The following is an 18,473-nucleotide window of genomic DNA, read 5'->3' on the forward strand; positions in this document are numbered from 1 at the left end:
GGACGCGCCAGAAGGGCTCGGCCGCGGGTCAGGGCGGGGGCGGCTGGTGCTTGAGCAGCAGCAGCGCGATGTCGTCGCAGCGCTGCTCGGCGCCGGGGGCACAGTCGAGCAGCGTCTCGCTGAGCAGGTGGAGCGGCTGGTCGGCGGCCTGCGTGAGCTGCGCGGCCAGGCCGGCGATGGCCTCGCCCAGGTGCGTGTCCGGCCTCTCGACGAGACCGTCGGTGTACAGGGCGAGGACGGCGCCCGGCGAGAACGGCACCTGCACCGGGTGGTACTCCGCGTCCGGATCGATGCCGAGCAGCGGACCGGGCGGGACGTCGACGGGCTCGGCGCTGCCGTGGGGGACGCGCAGCAGGGGCGGCATGTGGCCGGCGTTGGCGGCGGAGAAGGCGCGCAGGCGCAGGTCGAGATGGACGACCAGGCAACTGGTGAACAGGTCGGTGTCCAGGTCCAGGAGCAGCCGGTTGGTGTGCCGGAGCACCGCGCCCGGATCGGCGCCGAGATCGGCGTCGGCGGCGACGGAGGTGTGGATGGCGGTGCGGACCTGCCCCATGAGCGCCGCCGCCGCCATGTTGTGGCCCTGGACGTCTCCGATGACGGCCACGGCGGCCCTGTCGTGCAGGCGGATGAGGTCGTAGAAGTCGCCGCCGACGCCGGCGCCGCGCGTGGCGGGCGTGTAGCGGGCGGCCGTCTCCAGGCCCCGGATCTCGGGGAGCCGGCGGGGCAGGAGGGTGGTCTGCAGGCTGTGGGCCATGTTGTCCTTCGCCTCGTACAGCAGGGCGCGGTCCAGGGCCTGGGCCATCATGCCGGCGAGGGAGGTGAGCGTGGCGCGCTCGGCGCCGGCGAAGCGGCGCGGGTGGTCGAAGGCCAGCACGCACACCCCGATCACCCGGTCGGCGAAGGCCAGCGGCAGGAACGCCCAGGCGGCCATGCCGCCTGGTATCGCGTCCAGGCCCTGGCCGCCGGGATCCTGCCCGTCGCCGAGGAACGCCGGCCGGCCCGTCCGGGCGACGTCGCCGACGGGACCCACGGACGTCAGGGGCAGGCAGTCGAGGTGGCTCAGCAGCTCGGGGCTGCAGCCGTGCGAGCCGATGATCCTCATCCTGCCGCCCTCGGCGACCAGGATCGTCATGGCCTGCACGCCGCACATGGGCAGCATGTGATCGGTGACCACCTCGATGACCTGGTTCGTGGTGAGCGCGCTGGTCAGCGTCGCGGCCATGTGCAGGAGGTTGTGAACGCCGTGCGGCTGCGCCGACGCGGGAGAGCCGTCCGGCTCGTGCGCCGCCTGATCGACGCGCGTGAGCTGCAGGCTGACGCCGGACAGGCCGGGATGCAGCCGGATCTCGATCGGGTCGCCGTGCGGGGGAGCCAGGGTGCAGGAGGTGAGGCGCTGGCCGACCACCGCGGCCCGGAAGCGGTCCTTGAAGTACGGGTCGCGCAGCCACCCCACGGCCTCCCACAGCACCCGGCCGCAGATGGCCGGCACGCTGCCGCCGAGCAGTTCGGCCGCCGGCGGGTTGACGTAGGTGACGCGGCCGTGCAGGTCGACCGCGACGCAGCCGTCCCGCAGCCGCTCGGCGAAGCCGGCGGCCGCGGTGGCGATCCCGGGCTCCGGCGCGGCGGACGGGGTCAGGATGCGGGGCGGCGCGGCGGCCAGGACCGGCGGTCCGCCGTCCCGCAGCAGCTCGCTCATCCGCCGGGAGGCCCGATCGATGGCCTCGCCTTCGTGCGAGCCGGGCTGCGGCGTGCGCGGCGCCGGCCAGATGAGCGCCCAGGTGCCCTTGACCTGCCCGTCGACGGTGATCGGGGAGGCCATGATGGCGAAGTGGTACGGCGCCAGCAGCGAAGCGGCGGGGAAGCGGTGGGCCAGTTCCTCCGGGTCCGCGACCCAGATCCGTTCCCCCTGGCGGACGGACGCGGCCACCGGCGTGTCGCTTCCGCGCCGCATCCTGGACCACGGCTCCACGACCGGGCCGGGCAGCCCCAGCTCGGCCTGCATCAGCAGGAGCTGCTCGGTGTCGTCCAGCAGGTACAGCACGGCGATGTGGGCCGCGGTGGCGCGTGCCGCCCACATGAGCGTCTCGTCCAGCGCGGCGGTGAGGTGCGCCCTGGACATGCTTGATGGGGGAGAGGTGCTGGGCTCGTTGTTCCCCGGCGAGGGCGTCGGCCTCTGACCCTTCCCTGCGTCGGCCATGCGGTCACGCTATCCGCCATGTTCGGGTGTCATGTGGCTGTTTGTCCTAATATGGCCGCGTGCGGGGCGGGCGATGGGCATCCTCAGGCGATGTCATGGCGAGGCCGCCGGATCGGCCTCACCGGCCGGGCCGTAAGGAAAATCCCGGCAACGCTCCCGGTGCCCGTGCCGGCTATTCAGGGCGGGTCGCGCGGACGTAGTACAGCAGGTGCGGCAGCGGGCCTTCGGCCGCCACGCGGAAGCCGGCGTCGGGGATCATGGTGCCGAGCAGGTCGCGCGGGTCATGCCGCATGGCGGGGCCGCTGAGCAGGCCGACGAGGTGGCGGGCGAGGCGGCCGGCCGGCGGGCGGAACTCGGCGATGAGCAGCCGCCCGCCCGGCCGCAGCACGCGGAACATCTGCCGCAGCGCCTCCGGCCGGGCCTCGCGCGGCATGTGGTGCACGGCGAGGCTGGAGACCACCAGGTCGAACGAGCCGTCGGGGAAAGGCAGGTGCTGGCCTTCGCCGACGACGTAGGCGCAGTTCGCGGGGGCCCGGCCGGTGGCGTGGTCGATCATCGCGGGGGACGGGTCGAGGCCGGTGACGTGGCCGCCGGGGCCGGCCACGGGGGACAGGATGCGGGTGAGGTAGCCGGTGCCGCAGCCCACGTCCAGGATCCGGTCCCCGGGGCGTGGCCGGGCGGCGGTGGCCAGGCGGGTGAAGGCGGCCCGCCGGCCGCCGAGGTAGGCGATCGAGGCGAAGGCCTCGTAGGCGCGGGGGCGGTCCAGGGTGCCGCCCGCGTCGGCGTGCTCGTCGTGACTGTGCAGCAGTTTGCCCAAACCCATGGCTGTTCCTTTGATTCCGAACGATGTGTTCGGTTATGAATGATGCGTTCATAATGGGAAGCGGTCAACGAGCAGATCGGTCGCGGTGTGCCGTACCGAACGGAGGGCGGGTAAGTGTCCGGAGACCGGCGGGTGCGGCGGACCCGGCGGCTGATCCAGGAGGCGCTGGTGGCGCTGATCCTGGAGAAGGGGTACGACGCGGTGACCGTCACCGACGTCATCGACCGCGCGGACGTGGGCCGGTCCACCTTCTACGCCCATTTCACCGACAAACAGGACGTGCTGTTCAGCAACCTCGAGCAACTGGCGTTCCTGCACCCGGCGCCGGCGGGCGAGGCGGGGGACCTGCTCGCGTTCAGCCGGCCGATGTTCGAGCACGTGCGGGAGCAGGAGCGGCTGGTGCGGGCGCTGATGGGCCGGCGCGGCGGCGGGCTGGTGCACGCGCGCGGCGAGCAGCTGCTCGCCGCCGTCGTCAGAGCCGAGCTGGTGGCGGCGGGCGGCCGGGCGTCGGCCTCGCTCGACCTGCTGGTGGTCTGCGTGGTGGGGGCGTTCATGGGGCTGTTGCGGGCCTGGGTGGACGGCGACACCGACGCCTCGCCGGCGGAGCTGGACGCCGCGTTCCGCGCGGCCGTCCTTCCCGGAGTGCGAGCGGCGCTGGCCGGCCCTACCTCCGCCGAAGGATGACGTCCCTGCCGTAGTCGGCCTCATGATGGGCGGCCCCCACCGCCCACAGCTCCGGCGTGCCGGGAACCGCCGTCACGGCCACGCGGCCCAGCGGGTAGTCATGGATCCGCTCGCGGGTCCAGGCCCGGCCGTCGAAGTGCAGGGCGACGGTGGTGTCGCCGCTGCCGGACCCGGCCGCCCACACGTCGCCGGGCCCGGACGCGGTGACGCTCACCAGTGGCCCGTCACCGCCGGGCACGGCCACCCGCTGCCACGATGACCCGTCCCAGTGCATGACGAGCGCCTCCGCCCGCCCGGGCTCCGCTCCCCCGGTCCGGCAGGCGAACCACGGCGTCGTCTCGCCCCCGATCCCGCCGACGGCCCACACGTCGTCCGGCGAGATCGCCCAGACCTGGCCGAGGTAGCCGCCCGGCACGTCAGGAAGGGGCATCTCGGCGTACGTCCCGTCCGGGCCGGCGTGCCAGACCCCGGGCCTGACGCCCGAGCACCCGTCGCGCAGGCCGGCGCCGACCACCCACACCTGACCGTGCCTGGCCGTCACCGCGGCGAACTGGCCCTGGACGGTGGCCCTCTTGACGAACTTCCGGCCGATCCACTCGACGGCGAAGGAGGTCTGCCTGGCCGGGTCCGTACCGACCAGCACCGCTCGCCCCCTGCCGGCCGACACGTCGGTGAACCGGTGCTCTCCCAGCCCGGACAGGCGCGGGTACGACCAGCGCCGCCCGTCCCCGTGGATGGCCACCCCATCGCCCACGATCCAGATGTCGCCGGGCCCGCCCACGTCGAACCCGCTCACGTAGAGCTCTCGATCGAGCGTGGTCTTCTTCCACGCCGTCCCGTCCCACCGCTCGACGACCACGGTCCCCTCACGGTCCTCGGCGCCGTCCTCGAAACCCACCGCCCACGCCTGCCGAGGCCCTTCGGCGACCACGTCGACGAGCTCCGCCCGCGCCCGCAGCCGCGGACCCGCGACATCCTTCCACCGCTGCGAGCGGGGCTGCACCTGCTGGGTGGTCACCGAAGGGGTGACGATCGCGGGGGCCGATCGCACGGTCTCCGGCTCTGAACACCCGGCCGTCGCACCAAGACACACCACCACGGACGCCGCCAGCCGCGCGATCTTCATAAGAGCCCAGTATGACCGAGCCGGACGCCCCCGGACCGGTCGGCGCTGGTGCCGGCGGGGCTACCAGGGGATCTGGAGGGCCCAGAGCTGGTTCGACTGGAAGCAGGTGTACCAGGGCCACATGCCGGTGCTCCGGCCCTGCTGGCCGACGTGGTGGCAGCTCTCGGCGGTGGGGTAGTAGCCGTAGATGCTGACCGGCGCGGGGGCGGCCGTGGCGCTGACGGGGGCCGTGCCGCCGAGGAGCGCGGCGACCCCTAGGCCGGTGACGACGAGGCGTAAGGCTGCTCTTCTCATGACTCTCCTCACCTGCGGATTCATGCGTAACTGTTAGTTAATTTTACTAATAGAAAGCGGGGGTGCAAGGCTCGTCAGCCTCCCGCCGCCGTGGGCTGGACAGGGCCGGGCATCACGGCTCCAGGTCGGCGAGGTCGAGCCGGGCCAGCCGGTCGGGGTCGGACAGGATGTCGATGGTGGCGATCTTGCCGTCGGAGATGGTGAAGCTCATGACGGAGAAGAGCTGGTCGTCGATGGTGTTGACCAGGCCGGCCAGGCCGTTGACGAGCGCGGGGTGGGTGGTGGTGCTGGTGGCCATGCGCTGGAAGGTGGCGAGCTGTCCGGCCACGGCCGCGACGCCGCGGAGGACCTTCAGGCCGCCGGTGAGCATGCCGCCGTCGGCGCGCAGCACCACGTCGGGGTCGAGAATGGACACCAGCGCGGCGAAGTCGCCGCCGCGGGCGGCGGCCAGGAAGGCGTCCACCACGCGGCGCTGACTGCTCAGATCGGGATCGGGGTTCGGGGCCGCGCCGCGGACGCGCTGGCGGGCGCGGCTGGCGAGCTTCTTGGCGGTGGCCGGGGTGCGGTCCACGATGGGCGCGATCTGTTCGAACGGCAGGCCGAACATGTCGTGCAGCACGAACGCCAGCCGCTCGGCAGGGGTGAGGGACTCCAGCACGACCAGCAGCGCCAGCCCGACCGAGTCGGCCAGCAGCACTTCCTGTTCGGGGTCGGCGACGTCGGCACGGCTGATCACCGGGTCGGGCAGGCGTTCCTCCAGCGATTCCTCGCGCCGGGACTTGCGGCTGCGCAGCATGTCCAGGCAGACCCGGCCGACCACGGTGGTCAGCCAGCCGCCTAGGTTGTCGATGTCGGCCGAGTCCGAACGTGCCAGCCGCAGCCACGCCTCCTGGACCGCGTCCTCGGCCTCGGCCAGCGAGCCGAGCATGCGGTAGGCGACCGCCTTCAGATGGGGGCGGTGGCCCTGGAACTGGTCGGCCAGGAAGTCATGGGGCGTCACGGTCTCGGTCCTCTCACTTCGGCAACGTCATACCGCTGACGCAGTAAAGCAGTGAAAGGTGACCGCGAACGTGCCCGGTCGTCCTCCTCCAGGCCATCCGTCACGCCGGCGACCGCGGGACGGTCACGGGCGGCTTCTGCCGCCACTTTCACCATATATCAGATTCGCGAGCCTCATGAGGCGCCAGAAGGTGCTTCATAATTGCCCGTTGCGAACCAGCCGGGCGAACGATGGAGCAGTGGAATTGCGCTACGTGATGGGTTTTGAGCAAATCGGGTCGTCGGATATCGCGGAAGTCGGCGGGAAGGGGGCGCACCTGGGCGAGCTCTCGCGCATCGACGGCATCCGCGTGCCGGACGGCTTCTGCGTCACGACGGACGCCTTCCAGCGGGTCGTGGCCGCCGCGCCGTCGATCGACGCTCAGCTCGGCCTGCTGTCACGCGTGAGACCGGACGACCACGCGGCGATCCGCACCCTGAGCGCCGAGATCCGCCACGTCATCGAAGGCGTCACGGTTCCCGACGATCTCGCGGCGGAGATCGGCGCGGCGCTCGCCCGGCTCGGGGAGGGGGCCTCCTGCGCGGTGCGGTCCAGCGCCACGGCGGAGGACCTGCCGACCGCGTCCTTCGCCGGCCAGCAGGACTCGTACCTGAACATCGCGGGCCTGGCGGAGATCCTCCGCCACGTCCGGCGGTGCTGGGCCTCGCTGTTCACCGAGCGGGCGGTGACCTACCGGTGCCGCAACGGCTTCGACCACCGGAAGGTGCGGATGGCCGTGGTCGTCCAGCGGATGGTGTTCCCGGACGCGGCCGGGATCCTCTTCACCGCGGACCCCGTGACCTCGAACCGGAAGGTCGCCACCGTGGAGGCCGGTTGGGGGCTCGGCGAGACGCTGGTCTCCGGTCTGGTGGCCGGCGACGTCTACACCGTGCGGGACGATCAGGTCATCGCCGCGACGGTCGCCACCAAGCCGCGGTCCGTCCAGGCGTCACCGGGCGGCGGCACGCACGACACGCCCGTCGAGCCGCGGCGGCAGAGCCAACCGGTGCTGACGGATGCGCAGGCCGTGCGCCTGGTGCGGCTGGGCCGGCGCATCGAGGCGCACTTCGGCCGGCCCCAGGACATCGAATGGTGCCTGGCCGGCGACGACTTCCACATCGTCCAGAGCCGGCCGATCACCACCTTGTTCCCGATCCCCGCCACCGATGACCAGGACAACCACGTCTACGTCTCCGTCGGTCACCAGCAGATGATGACCGACGCGATGAAGCCGCTGGGACTGTCCGTGTGGCAGCTGACGACCCTGCGACCGATGCACGAGGCGGGCGGGCGGTTGTTCGTCGACGTGGCCCCCACACTGGCGACGCCCGCGGGCCGCGAGTGGCTCATCGGGACCCTGGGAAGGTCCGACCCGCTGATCCGCGACGCGCTCCAGACCGTGGTCGATCGCGGCGACTTCATCCGCTCCCGTCCGGACGAGAGCCCCGGAAAGGTACCCGCCGGTGGCCCGCCCACCCCGATCGAGGCCGATCCGGACGTCGTCACCGAGCTGATCCGGCACAACCAGGAGTCCGTCGCCGCCCTGCGGAGCGAGATCCGGGCGCTGTCCGGCCCGGCGCTGCTCGACTTCATCGTGGCCGACCTCGCGGAGCTGCGGCGCCTGCTGTCCGATCCGCGCAGCATGCAGGTGATCACGGCGGGGATGGAGGCGACCTGGTGGCTCAACGACCACCTGGAGGCGTGGCTGGGCGAGAAGAACGCGGCCGACGCGCTCACGCAGTCCGTCCCCCACAACGTCACGTCGGAGATGGGGCGGGCGCTCCTCGACGTCGCGGACGCCATCCGGCCGCACGCCGACGTCGTGGCGTTCCTGCACCGCGTCGTCGACGAAGGCCGGGCGGGCGACGGCTTCCTGAACGAGCTGGCCGAACTGCCCGGCGGGCGGGAAGCGCATGACGCCGTCCGGGGCTTCCTCGACGAGTACGGCATGCGCTGCGCGGGCGAGATCGACATCACCAGAACGCGCTGGAGCGAGGATCCCGCCACGCTGGTGCCCGTCATCCTCGGCAACGTCAGGAACTTCGAGCCGGGCGCGGGCAAGCGACACCTCGAACAAGGTCGTCAAGAGTCATGGCGGAAGGAACAGGAGCTGCTGACGCGACTGCGCGACCTGCCCCGCGGGCAGCAGAAGGCCGAGGAGACCAAGCGGATGATCGACCGCGTCCGCACCTTCGCCGGATACCGCGAGTACCCCAAGTACGGCATGGTCAGCCGCTACTTCGTCTACAAGCAGGCGTTGCTGCGGGAAGCCGATCGCCTCGTCCGGTCCGGCGCCCTGCGCGAGAAGGAGGACATCTTCTTCCTCCGGTTCGAGGAGCTGCAGGAAGTGGTGCGGAGCGGCGAGGCGGACGCCGGGCTCATCCTGGAAAGACGGGAGGCGTTCCGGTCGTACGAGGCGCTCACCCCGCCCCGGGTCCTCACCTCGGACGGCGAGGCCATCACCGGCCGGTACCGGCGGGACGACACCCCGCCCGGCGCGCTGCCCGGACTCCCGGTCTCGGCCGGCACCGTCGAGGGCCGTGCCCGTGTCGTCATGGACATGACGCGGGCCGACCTGGAGTCGGGCGACATCCTGGTCACCGCCTACACCGACCCGAGCTGGACTCCCCTGTTCGTCACCGTCGCCGGGCTGGTGACGGAGGTGGGCGGCCTCATGACGCACGGCGCGGTGATCGCGCGGGAGTACGGCTTGCCGGCCGTCGTGGGGGTGGAGCAGGCCACCCGGCTGATCCGGGATGGGCAGCGGATCCGCGTTCACGGCACCGACGGGTACGTGGAGATCCTCGGCTGAGCCGCCGCCCCGGCCGCGGAGTCCCGCTCATGACGAGGCGCCGGGCAAGATCCGGTACTTGAGGTGGGTGACGCCGGGCGCCTCGACAGCCCTGACCTGCTCCAGCCGCACATCCGCGCCCCCGAGCTCGTCCAGGAGGCGAGAACCGCCGCCGAGCAGCACCGGGACGACGTGTCGCCGCCCTCGCCGAGCGGGTTCCGCTCACTCTGGTTCGGGCCGGCGACGAAACCGTCCAGCGAGATCGAGATGTGACACCTGAGCTTGCTCATCCTGCGCTCCTCAGCCGGCGGAACCTGATCCACCTCAAGGTGCTGGCCGCGGTGGCGCGAGACGGGTCCGTGACCGAAGCGGCCAGAGAGCTGCACTACTCGCAGCCGTCGGTGAGCCACTACCTGTCCCGCCTGGAAGCAGCCACCGGTGTCAAGCTCATCCAGAGAGTGGGGCGCGGGATCCGGCTGACCCCGGAAGGGCAACTGCTGGCCACCAGGTCCGCCGAGATCGTGGGCCGGGTCGAGGCGGCGACCAGCGAGCTGGCGGCGCAGGTCGGTTTGCGGGCAGGGCGGGTCCGCCTGGCCGCCAACGCCTCATCGCTGAGCACGATCGTGCCGAAGGCGGCCACCGCCCTGACCCGGGCGCATCCGGGGCTGGAGCTGATCCTGCTCGACCGTCACCCGGTCGAAGCGCTGCAGCTGCTGCGCCAGGGCAAGATCGACGTCGCGCTCGTCTACCGGTACGCCGGCGCCCCGGTCGAGGAGGAGGAAGAGGGCCCGCCTCGTCCACGTCGGCGACGACTCGATCCGCCTCGTGAGCCGTCGGCCCGAGGACAGCATCGCCAACCACCTCCACTCCGCCTGGATCGGCGGCTGCGAACGGTGCCAGAACGAACTGATCACGCTGTGCCGGCACGCGGGGTTCACTCCGCGCATCGCATCGCTCAGCGACGACATGGTCGTCGTGCAGGCCCTCGTCGCCGCCGGCGTGGGCGTCACCACCCTGCCCGGTCTCTCGCTGCGGGCCCACCGCAATCCCGGCGTGCACACCACCGAGCTCACCGGCTTCACCCGCCGCCTCCACGCCGCCACCTACGGCGATCCACCCGATCCACCCGCCACCAGCGCGCTGATCCAGGCCATCCAGGACGCCGCCCGGTAGCGATCTCGCGCCCACCATCCGACCCCGGCTCAGGCGGTGACCCGGGCCAGCACGATGCCGCCGACGATCAGGGCGAGCGCCGCCATCCTGCCCACCGACACGGGGTCGTCGTTGAGCACGATGCCCAAGGTGATCGCGCCGACGGCGCCGATGCCGGTGAAGACGGCGTACGCGGTGCCGACCGGCAGCGTGTTCATGGCCTGGGACAGCAGCCAGACGGCGGCGGCCATCAGGACCAGGCAGATCAGCGTGGGCAGCGGCCGGGTGAAGTTCTGCGTCGGCTTGATGGACTGCGACCACGCCACCTCGACGAGGCCGGCCAGCAGCAGGATCAGCCAGTTCATCGCGCCGCCTCCTTCAGCGCCGCGGCCAGGGACTCCTCATGCTGGTCCCGCAGGTGCGCCAGCGCCGGGTCGAGGCGGGCGTTGACGAGCTCGGCGTGGATGAACGTGACGTCCTCGACCCTGAAGTGGCCCTTGAAGAAGTCGCGCAGGTAGCGCTCCTGATGGTCGTACGGTTCGCGCGGCGTGCCGGGGCCGTACGCGCCGCCGCGCGCGCTGGTCACCACGAACGAGCGGCCTTCGAGCGACATCTTGGGAAAGGTGATCTGGTCCAGCCAGGCCTTCAGCGCCGAGGGGATCGAGTAGTTGTACATCGGCGTGCCGATGAGGATCACCTCGGCCGCGACCACCTCCTCCAGCAGCGGCTCCACGACGGCCCACGCCTGGCGCTGGGCGGGGGTGCGAACCGCCTCCCGATAGCGGGAGAGGTCGGTGATCTCGTGCTCCAGGATGTGGTCGCACAGCTCGGTCCACGCCTCGCCGATGTGCGGCACGGGTTGCGCGGCCAGGTCGCGGTAGACGTAGCCCGCCTGCGGGCGGGCCGCTCGCCAGGTCTCGGCGTACACGCCCGACAGCCTCCGCGAGAACGACGCCCGGCGGGCGCTGGCGTCCAGGTGCAGCAGCATGATCTCTCCTCGTCGCAGATATGTGGACACGCTGTCCACTTCACTATAACCGGACGCCGTGTCCGGATACAATCGGGTGCATGGAGAGAGCCGACGCCGCACGCAACCGCGCCCGGATCCTGGAGGCGGCCGCCCTGCTGTTCGCGGAGCGGTCCCCGCAGGAGGTGACGATGGACGACATCGCCAAGAGGGCCGGGGTGGGCCGGGGCACGCTCTACCGCCGCTATCCCGACCGGGCGTCGATCGCCGTGGCACTGCTCGACGAGCACGAGAGGGACCTGCAGGAACACCTGCTGCGCGGCGAGCCGCCCCTGGGCCCGGGAGCGCCGCCCGCCGAGCGGCTGGCCGCCTTCTACGCCGCCATGGTCCGCCTGCTGGAGGGCCACTCCCACCTGGTGCTCGGCTCGGAGGTGGGCCGCTCCCGCTTCGAGACGGGCGCGTACGGCTTCTGGCGCGCCCACGTGCGCGCGCTCCTGGCCGCCGCGGGCACACCCCGCCCGGACGCGCTGGTCGACGTCCTGCTCGCCCCCCTGGCTCCCGAGGTGTACGGCTACCAGCGCACGGTGCTCGGCCTCACCCCCGAGCAGATCACCGAGGCGCTGACCAGGCTCACGAGGACCCTGGAGCCAGGGGCCTGCTGAGCCCGGCCCCGATGGCGGCGCGCGCCACGCCGGGGCGCAGGCGCCGGACCGCGCTGCCGTCGCGGGACGACGAGAGATCCGGCCCGGCACACCGCAGGCAAAGGATCACGATTCCGATACGTTGGGCCATATGTCGCTGGCCCTTCCTGGAGCTCACGGTGTCGCGCCCCAGACTCCGCCCCGGCTCGCCTGGCTGGACGCCCTGCGGGGCATCGGCGCCCTCGCGGTGGTGGGGGAGCACCTGACGACCTGGGCCATGCCCTGGCTGCGGCCCACCGCGTTCAACCTCGGCGTCTACGGCGTGCTGGTGTTCTTCCTGGTCAGCGGCTACATCATCCCGACCTCGCTGGAACGGCACGGCGACGTGCGGGCCTTCTGGATCGGGCGGTTCTTCCGCCTGTACCCGCTCTATCTCGCGGTCATCGCCCTGGTCCTCGCGCTGGCCTGGTGGATCCCGGTCCGGCCCGAGGTGTCCAGGGACCTGTCGTCCGTGGCCGCGCACGCGACGATGCTCCTGGACGCGGTGGGGGCGGCAGGGGTGCTGAACACCATGTGGACGCTGTCGTACGAGATGGTCTTCTACCTGCTGGTCGTCGCGCTGTTCACGGCCGGCGTGCGTGACCGCCTGGGGCTGCTGCCGGCGCTGTTCGCGCTCGTCGCGGCCTTCGCCGCGCTGGCGCTGCCGGGGCCGCCGCTGTCGGGCGGGTGGCCGGCCTCGGTCTCGTGCGGTGTGTTCGTGGTCGGGCTCGCCTGCGTGGTGGCGGGCCGCGGGCGCACGCCGGCCGCGTACGCGCTGGGCGTGATGGCGCTGGCGCTGGTGTTGTCGAGCAGCCGGGTTCCCTGGTTCGGCGTGGCGATCCTGGCCGTGATGTTCGCCGGCACGGCGGTCCATCGATGGGAGCGCGGCCATGGGCCGCTGTGGCCGGTGGCCGCCGCCGTGGCGCTCGTGGCCGCGACGCCCCTGTGGGCGCTGAACGCGGGCTGGTGGTGGGTCCGGCCGGACGTGTGGAGCCTGACCGTCCTGCTCGCGGCCCTCACCTTCGCCGCCGCCATGGCCTGGCGGGCCCGGCTCATCCCCGCCGTGCTCACCTGGCTCGGCACGATCAGCTACTCGCTCTACCTCGCGCACCTGCCGATCCTCCTGGTCGTCATGCAGGTGGCCGGGGAGATGCGGTGGGCGCCGCCGCCGTTGCAGATCGGCGTCAGCGTGGCGTTCCTGGGCCTGCTGATGCCGGCGAGCTGGCTGAGCCACCGCTTCGTCGAACGCCCGATGCAGCGTCTCGGCCGTCGGCTGGCACGCGGGCCCGCCGCGAGACCGGATCGCAAAGTTTAGGGCGAGATAAACGCATATCGGATGATTTGGGAAGTCTCGTTATACCCGCCGTGTTGTCGCGAGTACTGGCCGAAAAGGAGAAAAGCCGAAAGGTCGGTATACAACACGGGAGGACATCATGCAGACCAGGCAGTATCTAGGGCTACTGGGGCTGCGGCCTTCGCTGGCCCCCTACCCGGATCCCCGCGCACCCGGCGGGGGCGGCTCGGACACCAGCCGTAGCGCGCGCAGAAGGAGGCGTCGCCGCTGACCCTGGGCGAGCCGGTCGGCGAACGCCTTGATCGCTGGGCGAGTGACGCCCGGCCTGATCAGGGCATCGCCGGCAACCCCGATCCGAACGGCGGTCGGGACGTGCTCCTGCTCCGGGCAGGCCCGCGGCTAGCTGACGCCACCGCCGACCGGGGACGGCTGTGCCGCCTGCAACGCGGCGCGGATGGCCTGTTCCACGGTGTCGTGCACGTTCAGCATGCCTTCGACCTCGGTGGCGTGCAGCAATTGCGCGGGCCCGCGCGCCAGCGCCGCCAGGTGCAGGCTGGCCCGGTTGCGGCGGGCCGTGATGTGGGTCTGCAGCAGGACGGGCAGCGCCGAGGTGCTCATGTACGGCACCTCGCTCAGGTCGAGCACGACGTGGTCGCCCTGGTGGCGGCGGGTACGGCTGATGTAGTCGGCCAAGAGGTGAGCGGTGGTGATGTCCACTTCCCCGGCCACCGCGATCACGGTCACGCCGGGCAGGTACTGGGAACTGAACGTCAGCGACGGCACAGCAGCGGACCTCCATCAGAGCCCAGGGGGGACGGGCATGTGTCCGAGTACCGCCCACACTACGCCCTCTTCACGCCCCCGGCGCTACCCGGCGGCAGGCGCGAGACCCGAAGAATTCCAGGTCATCCGGGTATGTGCGGAAAGTCCTTGCGGATGGACCGGCAGGCGTCATCGGCCGGAGCCGGGCCGGTGAGCCGTTGGCGGCCGGCACGGCCGTCCCCCCGCATCGCCGGCTCGTCAGCCCAGGAGGCGATGGCATGCGAGGTTGCGCACCCCGAGTTCCTGCCTGTGCGGCGGGAACATCTCATCGCACTTCACTCCGAGCAGCGAAACGCCTTCACCGCGTCCCGACGGCGCCGGCGAGTGCGGGGCTGAGGCGCTCGACCCGTGCTTTGCCCGACGGCCCGGCCGGGAAGGGTGGTGATCGCCCGCGGGGCCGGCCGGCGGGCGTGGCCGTACGAGTTCGCGGCGACCACGCGGCTCGTCGGCGCGCCCGCGATCGCTGACCGTACCCTCCTGGTTCGTGCCGCCGGCTCGATCGCCTCGTCCTGCGGTCTTCGCCCGGGGGAGAGCCTCCGGAGCCGGAGAGGCGGAGGCGGCCGGGGCGCTCGGCCCGGGCCGGAGCTGCGCGACTGCGGGAGGGGCACCATCGCGAGCGACGTCCTGCCGGGCGTCCGCGCCCTCGTTCTGCCGCCCGGCGGACGTGGTCGGCCCAGCCCCGCCCACGGCCACCGCGATGGCCACGATGGCGGCGGCTCCCCCCACCAGCATCAGAGCCTTCGCGGACACCCGTCCACGAGCCCGCTCAAGCTTCTTGCGCATGTCCTGCCCCCCGGAAGCGTCTGATCACTACGCGTGCGCAACGTATCGGCGCCTCTCGGCGTCCGGCCCGGACTTTGATCTTTCATGGGTAGTTCCTGGACGGCTCGTTCAGGTGGACGCCGCACCCCCTCGGGTAGTGGTGTGAACCGGCCGGCCTGGCAAGACTGGCGGGATGAGATGGAACGTCTGGGTCGACGACTGGCAGATGCAGTGTTGCGGCGAGCCCTTCCAGGTCGGATCAGCGGTCTCCTGGACCCTCATCCCGGCTGACCGCGACTGGCTGACCCGCGTCCTGGGCGAGCAGACCGCCGCCACGATCGAGTGGAGCGAGGAACACCACGGCGACCCGTCTCCTGACCAGCTCCGTGTCCAGGCCCAGGTCACCCGGATCGCGGCGGTCCACGCTCGGATGGAACCCCTCCCCGGCGAGAACGCCTATCACCCGGTCGATGGCGTGCTCTCTCAGCAGACCTCCGCCGACGGGCAGGATCCAGATGCCGGTGACCGCAAATTCGTCGGGTACGTCGTGACCCTCGCGGTCGACCGGTAGGCGCCGTCCCCGCGTCGCTCTACCTGGGCTGCCAGCGGCCGATCTTCTTGCTGATGAGGGTGGCGCCGATGCGCGTGTAGAAGCGCTGTGCCGCCTCGTTGGCCTCGGCGACCTCCCAGCGGATCACCTTGCCGCCGGCGGCTTCGGCTGCCGCGTGCATGAGTCGCTCGCCCACGCCGTGGCCGCGCTCGGCGGCGGTCACGTACAGGTCGTCCAAGTGAAGGTAGTCCTGGCCGGACCAGAAGCTGATCCGCTCCAGCCAGGAGACGTAGCCGACGGCCTGGCCGTCCCGCTCGGCGATCAGGTAGGTGATCTCGGGGCGGGTCAGCAGGTGCTTCAGCTCGTCGGCGCTCACCGTGACGCCCCAAGCCTGGTCCTGATGCTCGGCCAGCTCGCGGATGAGGCCGTGCACGGTGGTGGCGTCGTCGGGGGTGGCGCGACGGATGTTGATCACGGTGGTCCTTCCAGGTAGGGGCTCGATGAGCCGGCATGTTGTCAGGCCGGGCGGCCGACATGCCCGACAAACCATACCGCGGTTGGGTATGAAGGCCGCGTTCTGCGGTACCGGTTCGGTGGCGTGCAGAGGGAGGGGGTCAGCCGTGTTCGGCGTGCCGGCCGTGGTCGGAGACCTGGGCGTCGAACCAGGCGTGCAGCGCCTTGATCAGGGACGCGTCCGAGGTGGTGTAGGTGATCTGCGCGCCGGCGGGGGAGTCGGCGTAGCGGACGTCGATCCGGTCATGGCCGGCCGCGAGCTCGCGCAGGCCGGGCATCTCGCCGCCGTGGATGGAGGCGGGATCGCCGAAGTCGCCTCCGCCGAAGCGCTTGACCTCCTCGCTCAGGTGCCGGCGGATGAGCGTGACCTGCTGGGCGTCGGCGGGGTCTTCGGCGGTGACGGTCTGCTCGCCGCCGGTGCCGGTCTTGGTGAAGCGGTGCATGGTGCGTTCCAGGTCGAACGGCATCACCTGGCGGCTCTTGGCCGCGATCTCCGCCTGCCGCTCCGCCGCGCTCCGGGTGGCCTGGCCGTTCTGATCGCCCGTGGCGCATCCGGCCGACGCGGCGGTGACCACCGCGAGTCCGGCCAGCAGCAGGGGGATGCGTCGCTTCCTAGGGTTCATCCATGGCCTCCGTGAGGATCTCCAGGGCGTGCAGGACGCCCGTGCGTTCGTTCTCCGGTACGCGGTCGAGAACCGCGGCGAAGCGGGCCGCCCTGGCCCTGGCCAGTTGTCCGGCGGCCTCGGTCCCGGCGGGGGTGAGCTGGACCAGCACGCCGCGCCCGTCGTCCGGGGCCGGGACGCGTTCGGCCCAGCCGCGGTTGATGAGCTGGGTGACCAGGCGGCTGGTGGTGCTCTTCTCCAGGCGGAGCCGATGGCTCAGCTCGCTCTGCCGCAGCGCCCCGTCCCGGGCCAGCTCGCCCAGGGCGTGCGCCTCCGACACCGGGATGGGCCGCCCGCACGGGGTCTGGTCGGGCTGGTGCAGGCCGAAGGCTCGGACGAACCGGGCCACGGCGTCCTGGAGGTCGCGCTCATCCGCCATGGTTCGACCATACAACCATCAAGTTGTGTCATACAACTAGATGGTCCGACCCTTACGTCGGGAACCACGCCCTCCGCAGGCTGAGCGACATCCTCACGGTGCGGCTGGTCGGCAGGAGAGACATCGATCGTGGTCATACCCCTGTCCCGCACCGGAGGCCATCGAGCACGCCGCGAGCTCCTGCTCCGTCAGCGCCAGCCGAGGGCCGGGGCGACGTGGGTCAGGACCGATGAGAGCAGGTGGGCGTTGTAGTCCACGCCGAGCTGGCTGGGCACCGTCAGCAGGAGCGTGTCGGCCGCGGCGATCGCCTCGTCGGCGGCCAGTTCCTTGACGAGCACGTCGGGCTCGGCGGCGTAGGTGCGCCCGAAGATGGCCCTGGTGGTGGCGTCGATGAAGCCGATCTGGTCGGAACTGGCGCGCTCGTGACCGAAGTACGCGCGGTCCGTCTCGTTGACGATCGGCATGATCGAGCGGCTCACCGACACCCGCGGCTCGCCCTCGTGGCCGGCCTCCTTCCACGCCTGCCGGTAGGCCGCGATCTGCTCGGCCTGCTGCACGTGGAACGGCTTGCCGTTCTCGTCGTCCTTGAGCGTGGAGCTCATCAGGTGCATGCCCAGCCCGGCGGCCCACTTCGCGGTGGCGTTCGAGCTGGAGCCCCACCAGATCCGCTGCCGCAGCCCTGGCGAGTGCGGTTCGAGGCGCAGCAGTCCGGGCGGGTTGGGGAACATCGGCCGCGGGTTCGGCTGGGCGAACCCCTCGCCTTCCAGCACCTTGAGGAAGACCTCCGCGTGCCTGCGCGCCATGTCCGCCTCGGTCTCGCCCTCGGCCGGCTCGTGGCCGAAGTAGCGCCAGCCGTCGATCACCTGCTCGGGTGATCCGCGGCTGATGCCGAGCTGCAGCCGCCCGCCCGCGATGAGGTCGGCCGCGCCGGCGTCCTCGGCCATGTAGAGGGGGTTCTCGTAGCGCATGTCGATCACGCCCGTGCCGATCTCGATCCGGCTCGTCCGCGCGCCGACGGCCGCCAGCAGCGGGAACGGGCTCGCGAGCTGCTGGGCGAAGTGGTGGACGCGGAAGTAGGCGCCGTCGGCACCGAGCTCCTCGGCGGCCACCGCCAGCTCGATCGACTGCAACAGGGTGTCGGACGCGCTGCGCGCCTTCGAGTATGGCGACGACGACCAATGCCCGAAGCTCAGGAAACCGATCTTCTTCATATGCATGCTCAACCTTCCTCGCGTCAAGGACATTCCGTACGTCCGAGACGGGAAGCGGCCCAGTTGAAGCGCACACGATCCGTCCCGCCGGCGAGGCCGCCCATCGCCGGGATCAACCCGCCGCGCGAGCCCGAGCCGAGGCGGCTTCGGCCGCCTCCTGGAAGTCGACGATGGCGCCGCCGTGGTCCCTCGCCCAGTCCGTCAGGACCTCGATGGGCCCGACGAGGGTGCGGCCGAGGTCGGTGAGGCTGTACTCGACCCGCCGGGGCGCCTCGGCACGGCGTTCGACCAGACCGTACTGCTGGAGCCGGCGCAGCGTCTGGGTGAGGACCTTGCGCGAGATGCCACCGATGAGGTCGACCAGCTCACCGTGCCTTCGAGGCTGGAGGCTGAGCCCGAAGACCACGAGCACGGCCCACTTGTCGGAGATGATGTCGACCGCCAGGCGCGTGGGGCAGTCGGCGAGGAAGGCTGGTCCAGCCACGTTCTGCATGAGATTCGAAGGTACCAGGAGGTAACCCACGGCT

20 protein-coding genes and 1 pseudogene are annotated in these 18,473 nt (G+C 71.6%); 8 read left to right on the forward strand and 13 right to left on the reverse strand.

What is annotated here, in order from left to right; genetic code table 11:
* Positions 1-28: 28 nt before the first annotated feature.
* The gene (locus tag AB0I79_RS33045; protein WP_357881387.1) at positions 29-2,197 is read right to left on the reverse strand and encodes a SpoIIE family protein phosphatase; all 2,169 of its coding nucleotides are present in this window, start codon (positions 2,195-2,197) and stop codon (positions 29-31) included.
* Positions 2,198-2,369: 172 nt separating this feature from the next.
* Entirely contained in the window at positions 2,370-3,020 is a 651-nt protein-coding gene (locus AB0I79_RS33050; protein WP_357881390.1) for a class I SAM-dependent methyltransferase, read from the reverse strand.
* Between the two features lie 114 nt (positions 3,021-3,134).
* Here AB0I79_RS33050 and AB0I79_RS33055 point away from each other — a divergent pair, with 114 nt between their 5' ends.
* Complete coding sequence (locus AB0I79_RS33055; protein WP_357881393.1) at positions 3,135-3,704, forward strand: TetR/AcrR family transcriptional regulator; 570 nt, start codon at positions 3,135-3,137, stop codon at positions 3,702-3,704.
* Here AB0I79_RS33055 and AB0I79_RS33060 read toward each other — a convergent pair.
* The 3 genes from AB0I79_RS33060 to sigJ all read right to left on the reverse strand — a co-directional run bounded on the left by AB0I79_RS33060 (position 3,685) and on the right by sigJ (position 6,124).
* Positions 3,685-4,830, reverse strand: a complete 1,146-nt coding sequence (locus tag AB0I79_RS33060) for a hypothetical protein (protein ID WP_357881396.1) — start codon at positions 4,828-4,830, stop codon at positions 3,685-3,687. The genes AB0I79_RS33055 and AB0I79_RS33060 overlap by 20 nt on opposite strands.
* 60 nt (positions 4,831-4,890) lie before the next feature.
* Positions 4,891-5,124: a hypothetical protein gene (locus AB0I79_RS33065; protein WP_357881399.1), complete on the reverse strand. Its 234-nt coding sequence runs from the start codon at positions 5,122-5,124 to the stop codon at positions 4,891-4,893.
* A gap of 112 nt (positions 5,125-5,236) precedes the next feature.
* Complete coding sequence (gene sigJ, locus AB0I79_RS33070) at positions 5,237-6,124, reverse strand: RNA polymerase sigma factor SigJ (RefSeq protein WP_357881401.1); 888 nt, start codon at positions 6,122-6,124, stop codon at positions 5,237-5,239.
* Between the two features lie 256 nt (positions 6,125-6,380).
* Here sigJ and rph point away from each other — a divergent pair, with 256 nt between their 5' ends.
* The 4 genes and pseudogenes from rph (at position 6,381) to AB0I79_RS33090 (ending at position 10,127) form a co-directional block, all read left to right on the forward strand.
* Positions 6,381-8,975: a rifamycin-inactivating phosphotransferase gene (gene rph / locus AB0I79_RS33075; RefSeq protein WP_357881404.1), complete on the forward strand. Its 2,595-nt coding sequence runs from the start codon at positions 6,381-6,383 to the stop codon at positions 8,973-8,975.
* A gap of 63 nt (positions 8,976-9,038) precedes the next feature.
* A complete protein-coding gene (locus AB0I79_RS33080) occupies positions 9,039-9,227 on the forward strand; it encodes a hypothetical protein (protein WP_357881407.1) in 189 nt (62 codons plus the stop codon).
* 86 nt (positions 9,228-9,313) lie between these two features.
* A pseudogene (locus tag AB0I79_RS33085) lies at positions 9,314-9,649 on the forward strand (LysR family transcriptional regulator); the annotation flags it as partial.
* Positions 9,650-9,779: 130 nt separating this feature from the next.
* Complete coding sequence (locus AB0I79_RS33090) at positions 9,780-10,127, forward strand: LysR substrate-binding domain-containing protein (RefSeq protein ID WP_357881410.1); 348 nt, start codon at positions 9,780-9,782, stop codon at positions 10,125-10,127.
* 29 nt (positions 10,128-10,156) lie between these two features.
* On the opposite strand, the gene AB0I79_RS33095 is transcribed toward AB0I79_RS33090, so the two are convergent.
* Positions 10,157-10,471 (reverse strand): multidrug efflux SMR transporter, encoded by a 315-nt coding sequence (locus AB0I79_RS33095; protein WP_357881412.1) that lies wholly within the window; start codon positions 10,469-10,471, stop codon positions 10,157-10,159.
* Entirely contained in the window at positions 10,468-11,094 is a 627-nt protein-coding gene (locus AB0I79_RS33100) for an NAD(P)H-dependent oxidoreductase (RefSeq protein WP_357881415.1), read from the reverse strand. Before AB0I79_RS33100 ends, AB0I79_RS33095 begins: the two co-directional genes overlap by 4 nt.
* A gap of 80 nt (positions 11,095-11,174) precedes the next feature.
* On the opposite strand from AB0I79_RS33100, the gene AB0I79_RS33105 reads away from it, so the two are divergent.
* Together AB0I79_RS33105 and AB0I79_RS33110 are read left to right on the forward strand one after the other, a co-directional pair.
* Complete coding sequence (locus AB0I79_RS33105) at positions 11,175-11,735, forward strand: helix-turn-helix domain-containing protein (RefSeq protein ID WP_357881418.1); 561 nt, start codon at positions 11,175-11,177, stop codon at positions 11,733-11,735.
* Between the two features lie 130 nt (positions 11,736-11,865).
* Positions 11,866-13,068, forward strand: coding sequence for an acyltransferase (locus AB0I79_RS33110; RefSeq protein WP_357881421.1), 1,203 nt, complete (start codon positions 11,866-11,868; stop codon positions 13,066-13,068).
* Positions 13,069-13,446: 378 nt separating this feature from the next.
* Here AB0I79_RS33110 and AB0I79_RS33115 read toward each other — a convergent pair whose 3' ends face one another.
* Positions 13,447-13,830: an STAS domain-containing protein gene (locus AB0I79_RS33115; protein WP_357881425.1), complete on the reverse strand. Its 384-nt coding sequence runs from the start codon at positions 13,828-13,830 to the stop codon at positions 13,447-13,449.
* A 994-nt stretch (positions 13,831-14,824) separates the two neighbouring features.
* Here AB0I79_RS33115 and AB0I79_RS33120 point away from each other — a divergent pair.
* A complete protein-coding gene (locus AB0I79_RS33120; protein WP_357881428.1) occupies positions 14,825-15,202 on the forward strand; it encodes a DUF6578 domain-containing protein in 378 nt (125 codons plus the stop codon).
* Between the two features lie 19 nt (positions 15,203-15,221).
* On the opposite strand, the gene AB0I79_RS33125 is transcribed toward AB0I79_RS33120, so the two are convergent.
* The 5 genes from AB0I79_RS33125 to AB0I79_RS33145 form a co-directional block, all read right to left on the reverse strand.
* Positions 15,222-15,656, reverse strand: a complete 435-nt coding sequence (locus AB0I79_RS33125) for a GNAT family N-acetyltransferase (protein ID WP_357881431.1) — start codon at positions 15,654-15,656, stop codon at positions 15,222-15,224.
* 139 nt (positions 15,657-15,795) lie between these two features.
* Positions 15,796-16,317 carry a hypothetical protein gene (locus AB0I79_RS33130; protein ID WP_357881434.1) on the reverse strand — a complete coding sequence of 174 codons (522 nt, stop codon included), beginning with the start codon at positions 16,315-16,317 and terminating at the stop codon, positions 15,796-15,798.
* The gene (locus tag AB0I79_RS33135; protein WP_357881437.1) at positions 16,307-16,735 is read right to left on the reverse strand and encodes a MarR family transcriptional regulator; all 429 of its coding nucleotides are present in this window, start codon (positions 16,733-16,735) and stop codon (positions 16,307-16,309) included. The genes AB0I79_RS33130 and AB0I79_RS33135 overlap by 11 nt, the downstream gene beginning before the upstream one ends.
* 188 nt (positions 16,736-16,923) lie before the next feature.
* Positions 16,924-17,946, reverse strand: coding sequence for an LLM class flavin-dependent oxidoreductase (locus tag AB0I79_RS33140; protein ID WP_357881440.1), 1,023 nt, complete (start codon positions 17,944-17,946; stop codon positions 16,924-16,926).
* 112 nt (positions 17,947-18,058) lie between these two features.
* Positions 18,059-18,439: a helix-turn-helix domain-containing protein gene (locus AB0I79_RS33145; RefSeq protein ID WP_357881443.1), complete on the reverse strand. Its 381-nt coding sequence runs from the start codon at positions 18,437-18,439 to the stop codon at positions 18,059-18,061.
* Positions 18,440-18,473 lie beyond the last annotated feature (34 nt).

The organism is Nonomuraea sp. NPDC050202 (assembly GCF_040656115.1).
In the GTDB taxonomy this organism is placed as follows: Bacteria; Actinomycetota; Actinomycetes; order Streptosporangiales; family Streptosporangiaceae; genus Nonomuraea.

What these genes read in the sequence shown, in the direction of transcription:
- AB0I79_RS33130 (WP_357881434.1), bottom strand. Translation starts at nt 16,317, where the DNA reads ATGAACCCTAGGAAGCGACGCATCCCCCTGCTGCTGGCCGGACTCGCG.
- AB0I79_RS33045 (WP_357881387.1), bottom strand. Translation starts at nt 2,197, where the DNA reads ATGGCCGACGCAGGGAAGGGTCAGAGGCCGACGCCCTCGCCGGGGAAC.
- AB0I79_RS33110 (WP_357881421.1), top strand. Translation starts at nt 11,866, where the DNA reads ATGTCGCTGGCCCTTCCTGGAGCTCACGGTGTCGCGCCCCAGACTCCG.
- rph (WP_357881404.1), top strand. Translation starts at nt 6,381, where the DNA reads ATGGGTTTTGAGCAAATCGGGTCGTCGGATATCGCGGAAGTCGGCGGG.
- AB0I79_RS33050 (WP_357881390.1), bottom strand. Translation starts at nt 3,020, where the DNA reads ATGGGTTTGGGCAAACTGCTGCACAGTCACGACGAGCACGCCGACGCG.
- AB0I79_RS33120 (WP_357881428.1), top strand. Translation starts at nt 14,825, where the DNA reads ATGAGATGGAACGTCTGGGTCGACGACTGGCAGATGCAGTGTTGCGGC.
- AB0I79_RS33135 (WP_357881437.1), bottom strand. Translation starts at nt 16,735, where the DNA reads ATGGCGGATGAGCGCGACCTCCAGGACGCCGTGGCCCGGTTCGTCCGA.
- AB0I79_RS33105 (WP_357881418.1), top strand. Translation starts at nt 11,175, where the DNA reads ATGGAGAGAGCCGACGCCGCACGCAACCGCGCCCGGATCCTGGAGGCG.
- AB0I79_RS33095 (WP_357881412.1), bottom strand. Translation starts at nt 10,471, where the DNA reads ATGAACTGGCTGATCCTGCTGCTGGCCGGCCTCGTCGAGGTGGCGTGG.
- AB0I79_RS33065 (WP_357881399.1), bottom strand. Translation starts at nt 5,124, where the DNA reads ATGAGAAGAGCAGCCTTACGCCTCGTCGTCACCGGCCTAGGGGTCGCC.
- AB0I79_RS33060 (WP_357881396.1), bottom strand. Translation starts at nt 4,830, where the DNA reads ATGAAGATCGCGCGGCTGGCGGCGTCCGTGGTGGTGTGTCTTGGTGCG.
- AB0I79_RS33145 (WP_357881443.1), bottom strand. Translation starts at nt 18,439, where the DNA reads ATGCAGAACGTGGCTGGACCAGCCTTCCTCGCCGACTGCCCCACGCGC.
- AB0I79_RS33100 (WP_357881415.1), bottom strand. Translation starts at nt 11,094, where the DNA reads ATGCTGCTGCACCTGGACGCCAGCGCCCGCCGGGCGTCGTTCTCGCGG.
- AB0I79_RS33140 (WP_357881440.1), bottom strand. Translation starts at nt 17,946, where the DNA reads ATGAAGAAGATCGGTTTCCTGAGCTTCGGGCATTGGTCGTCGTCGCCA.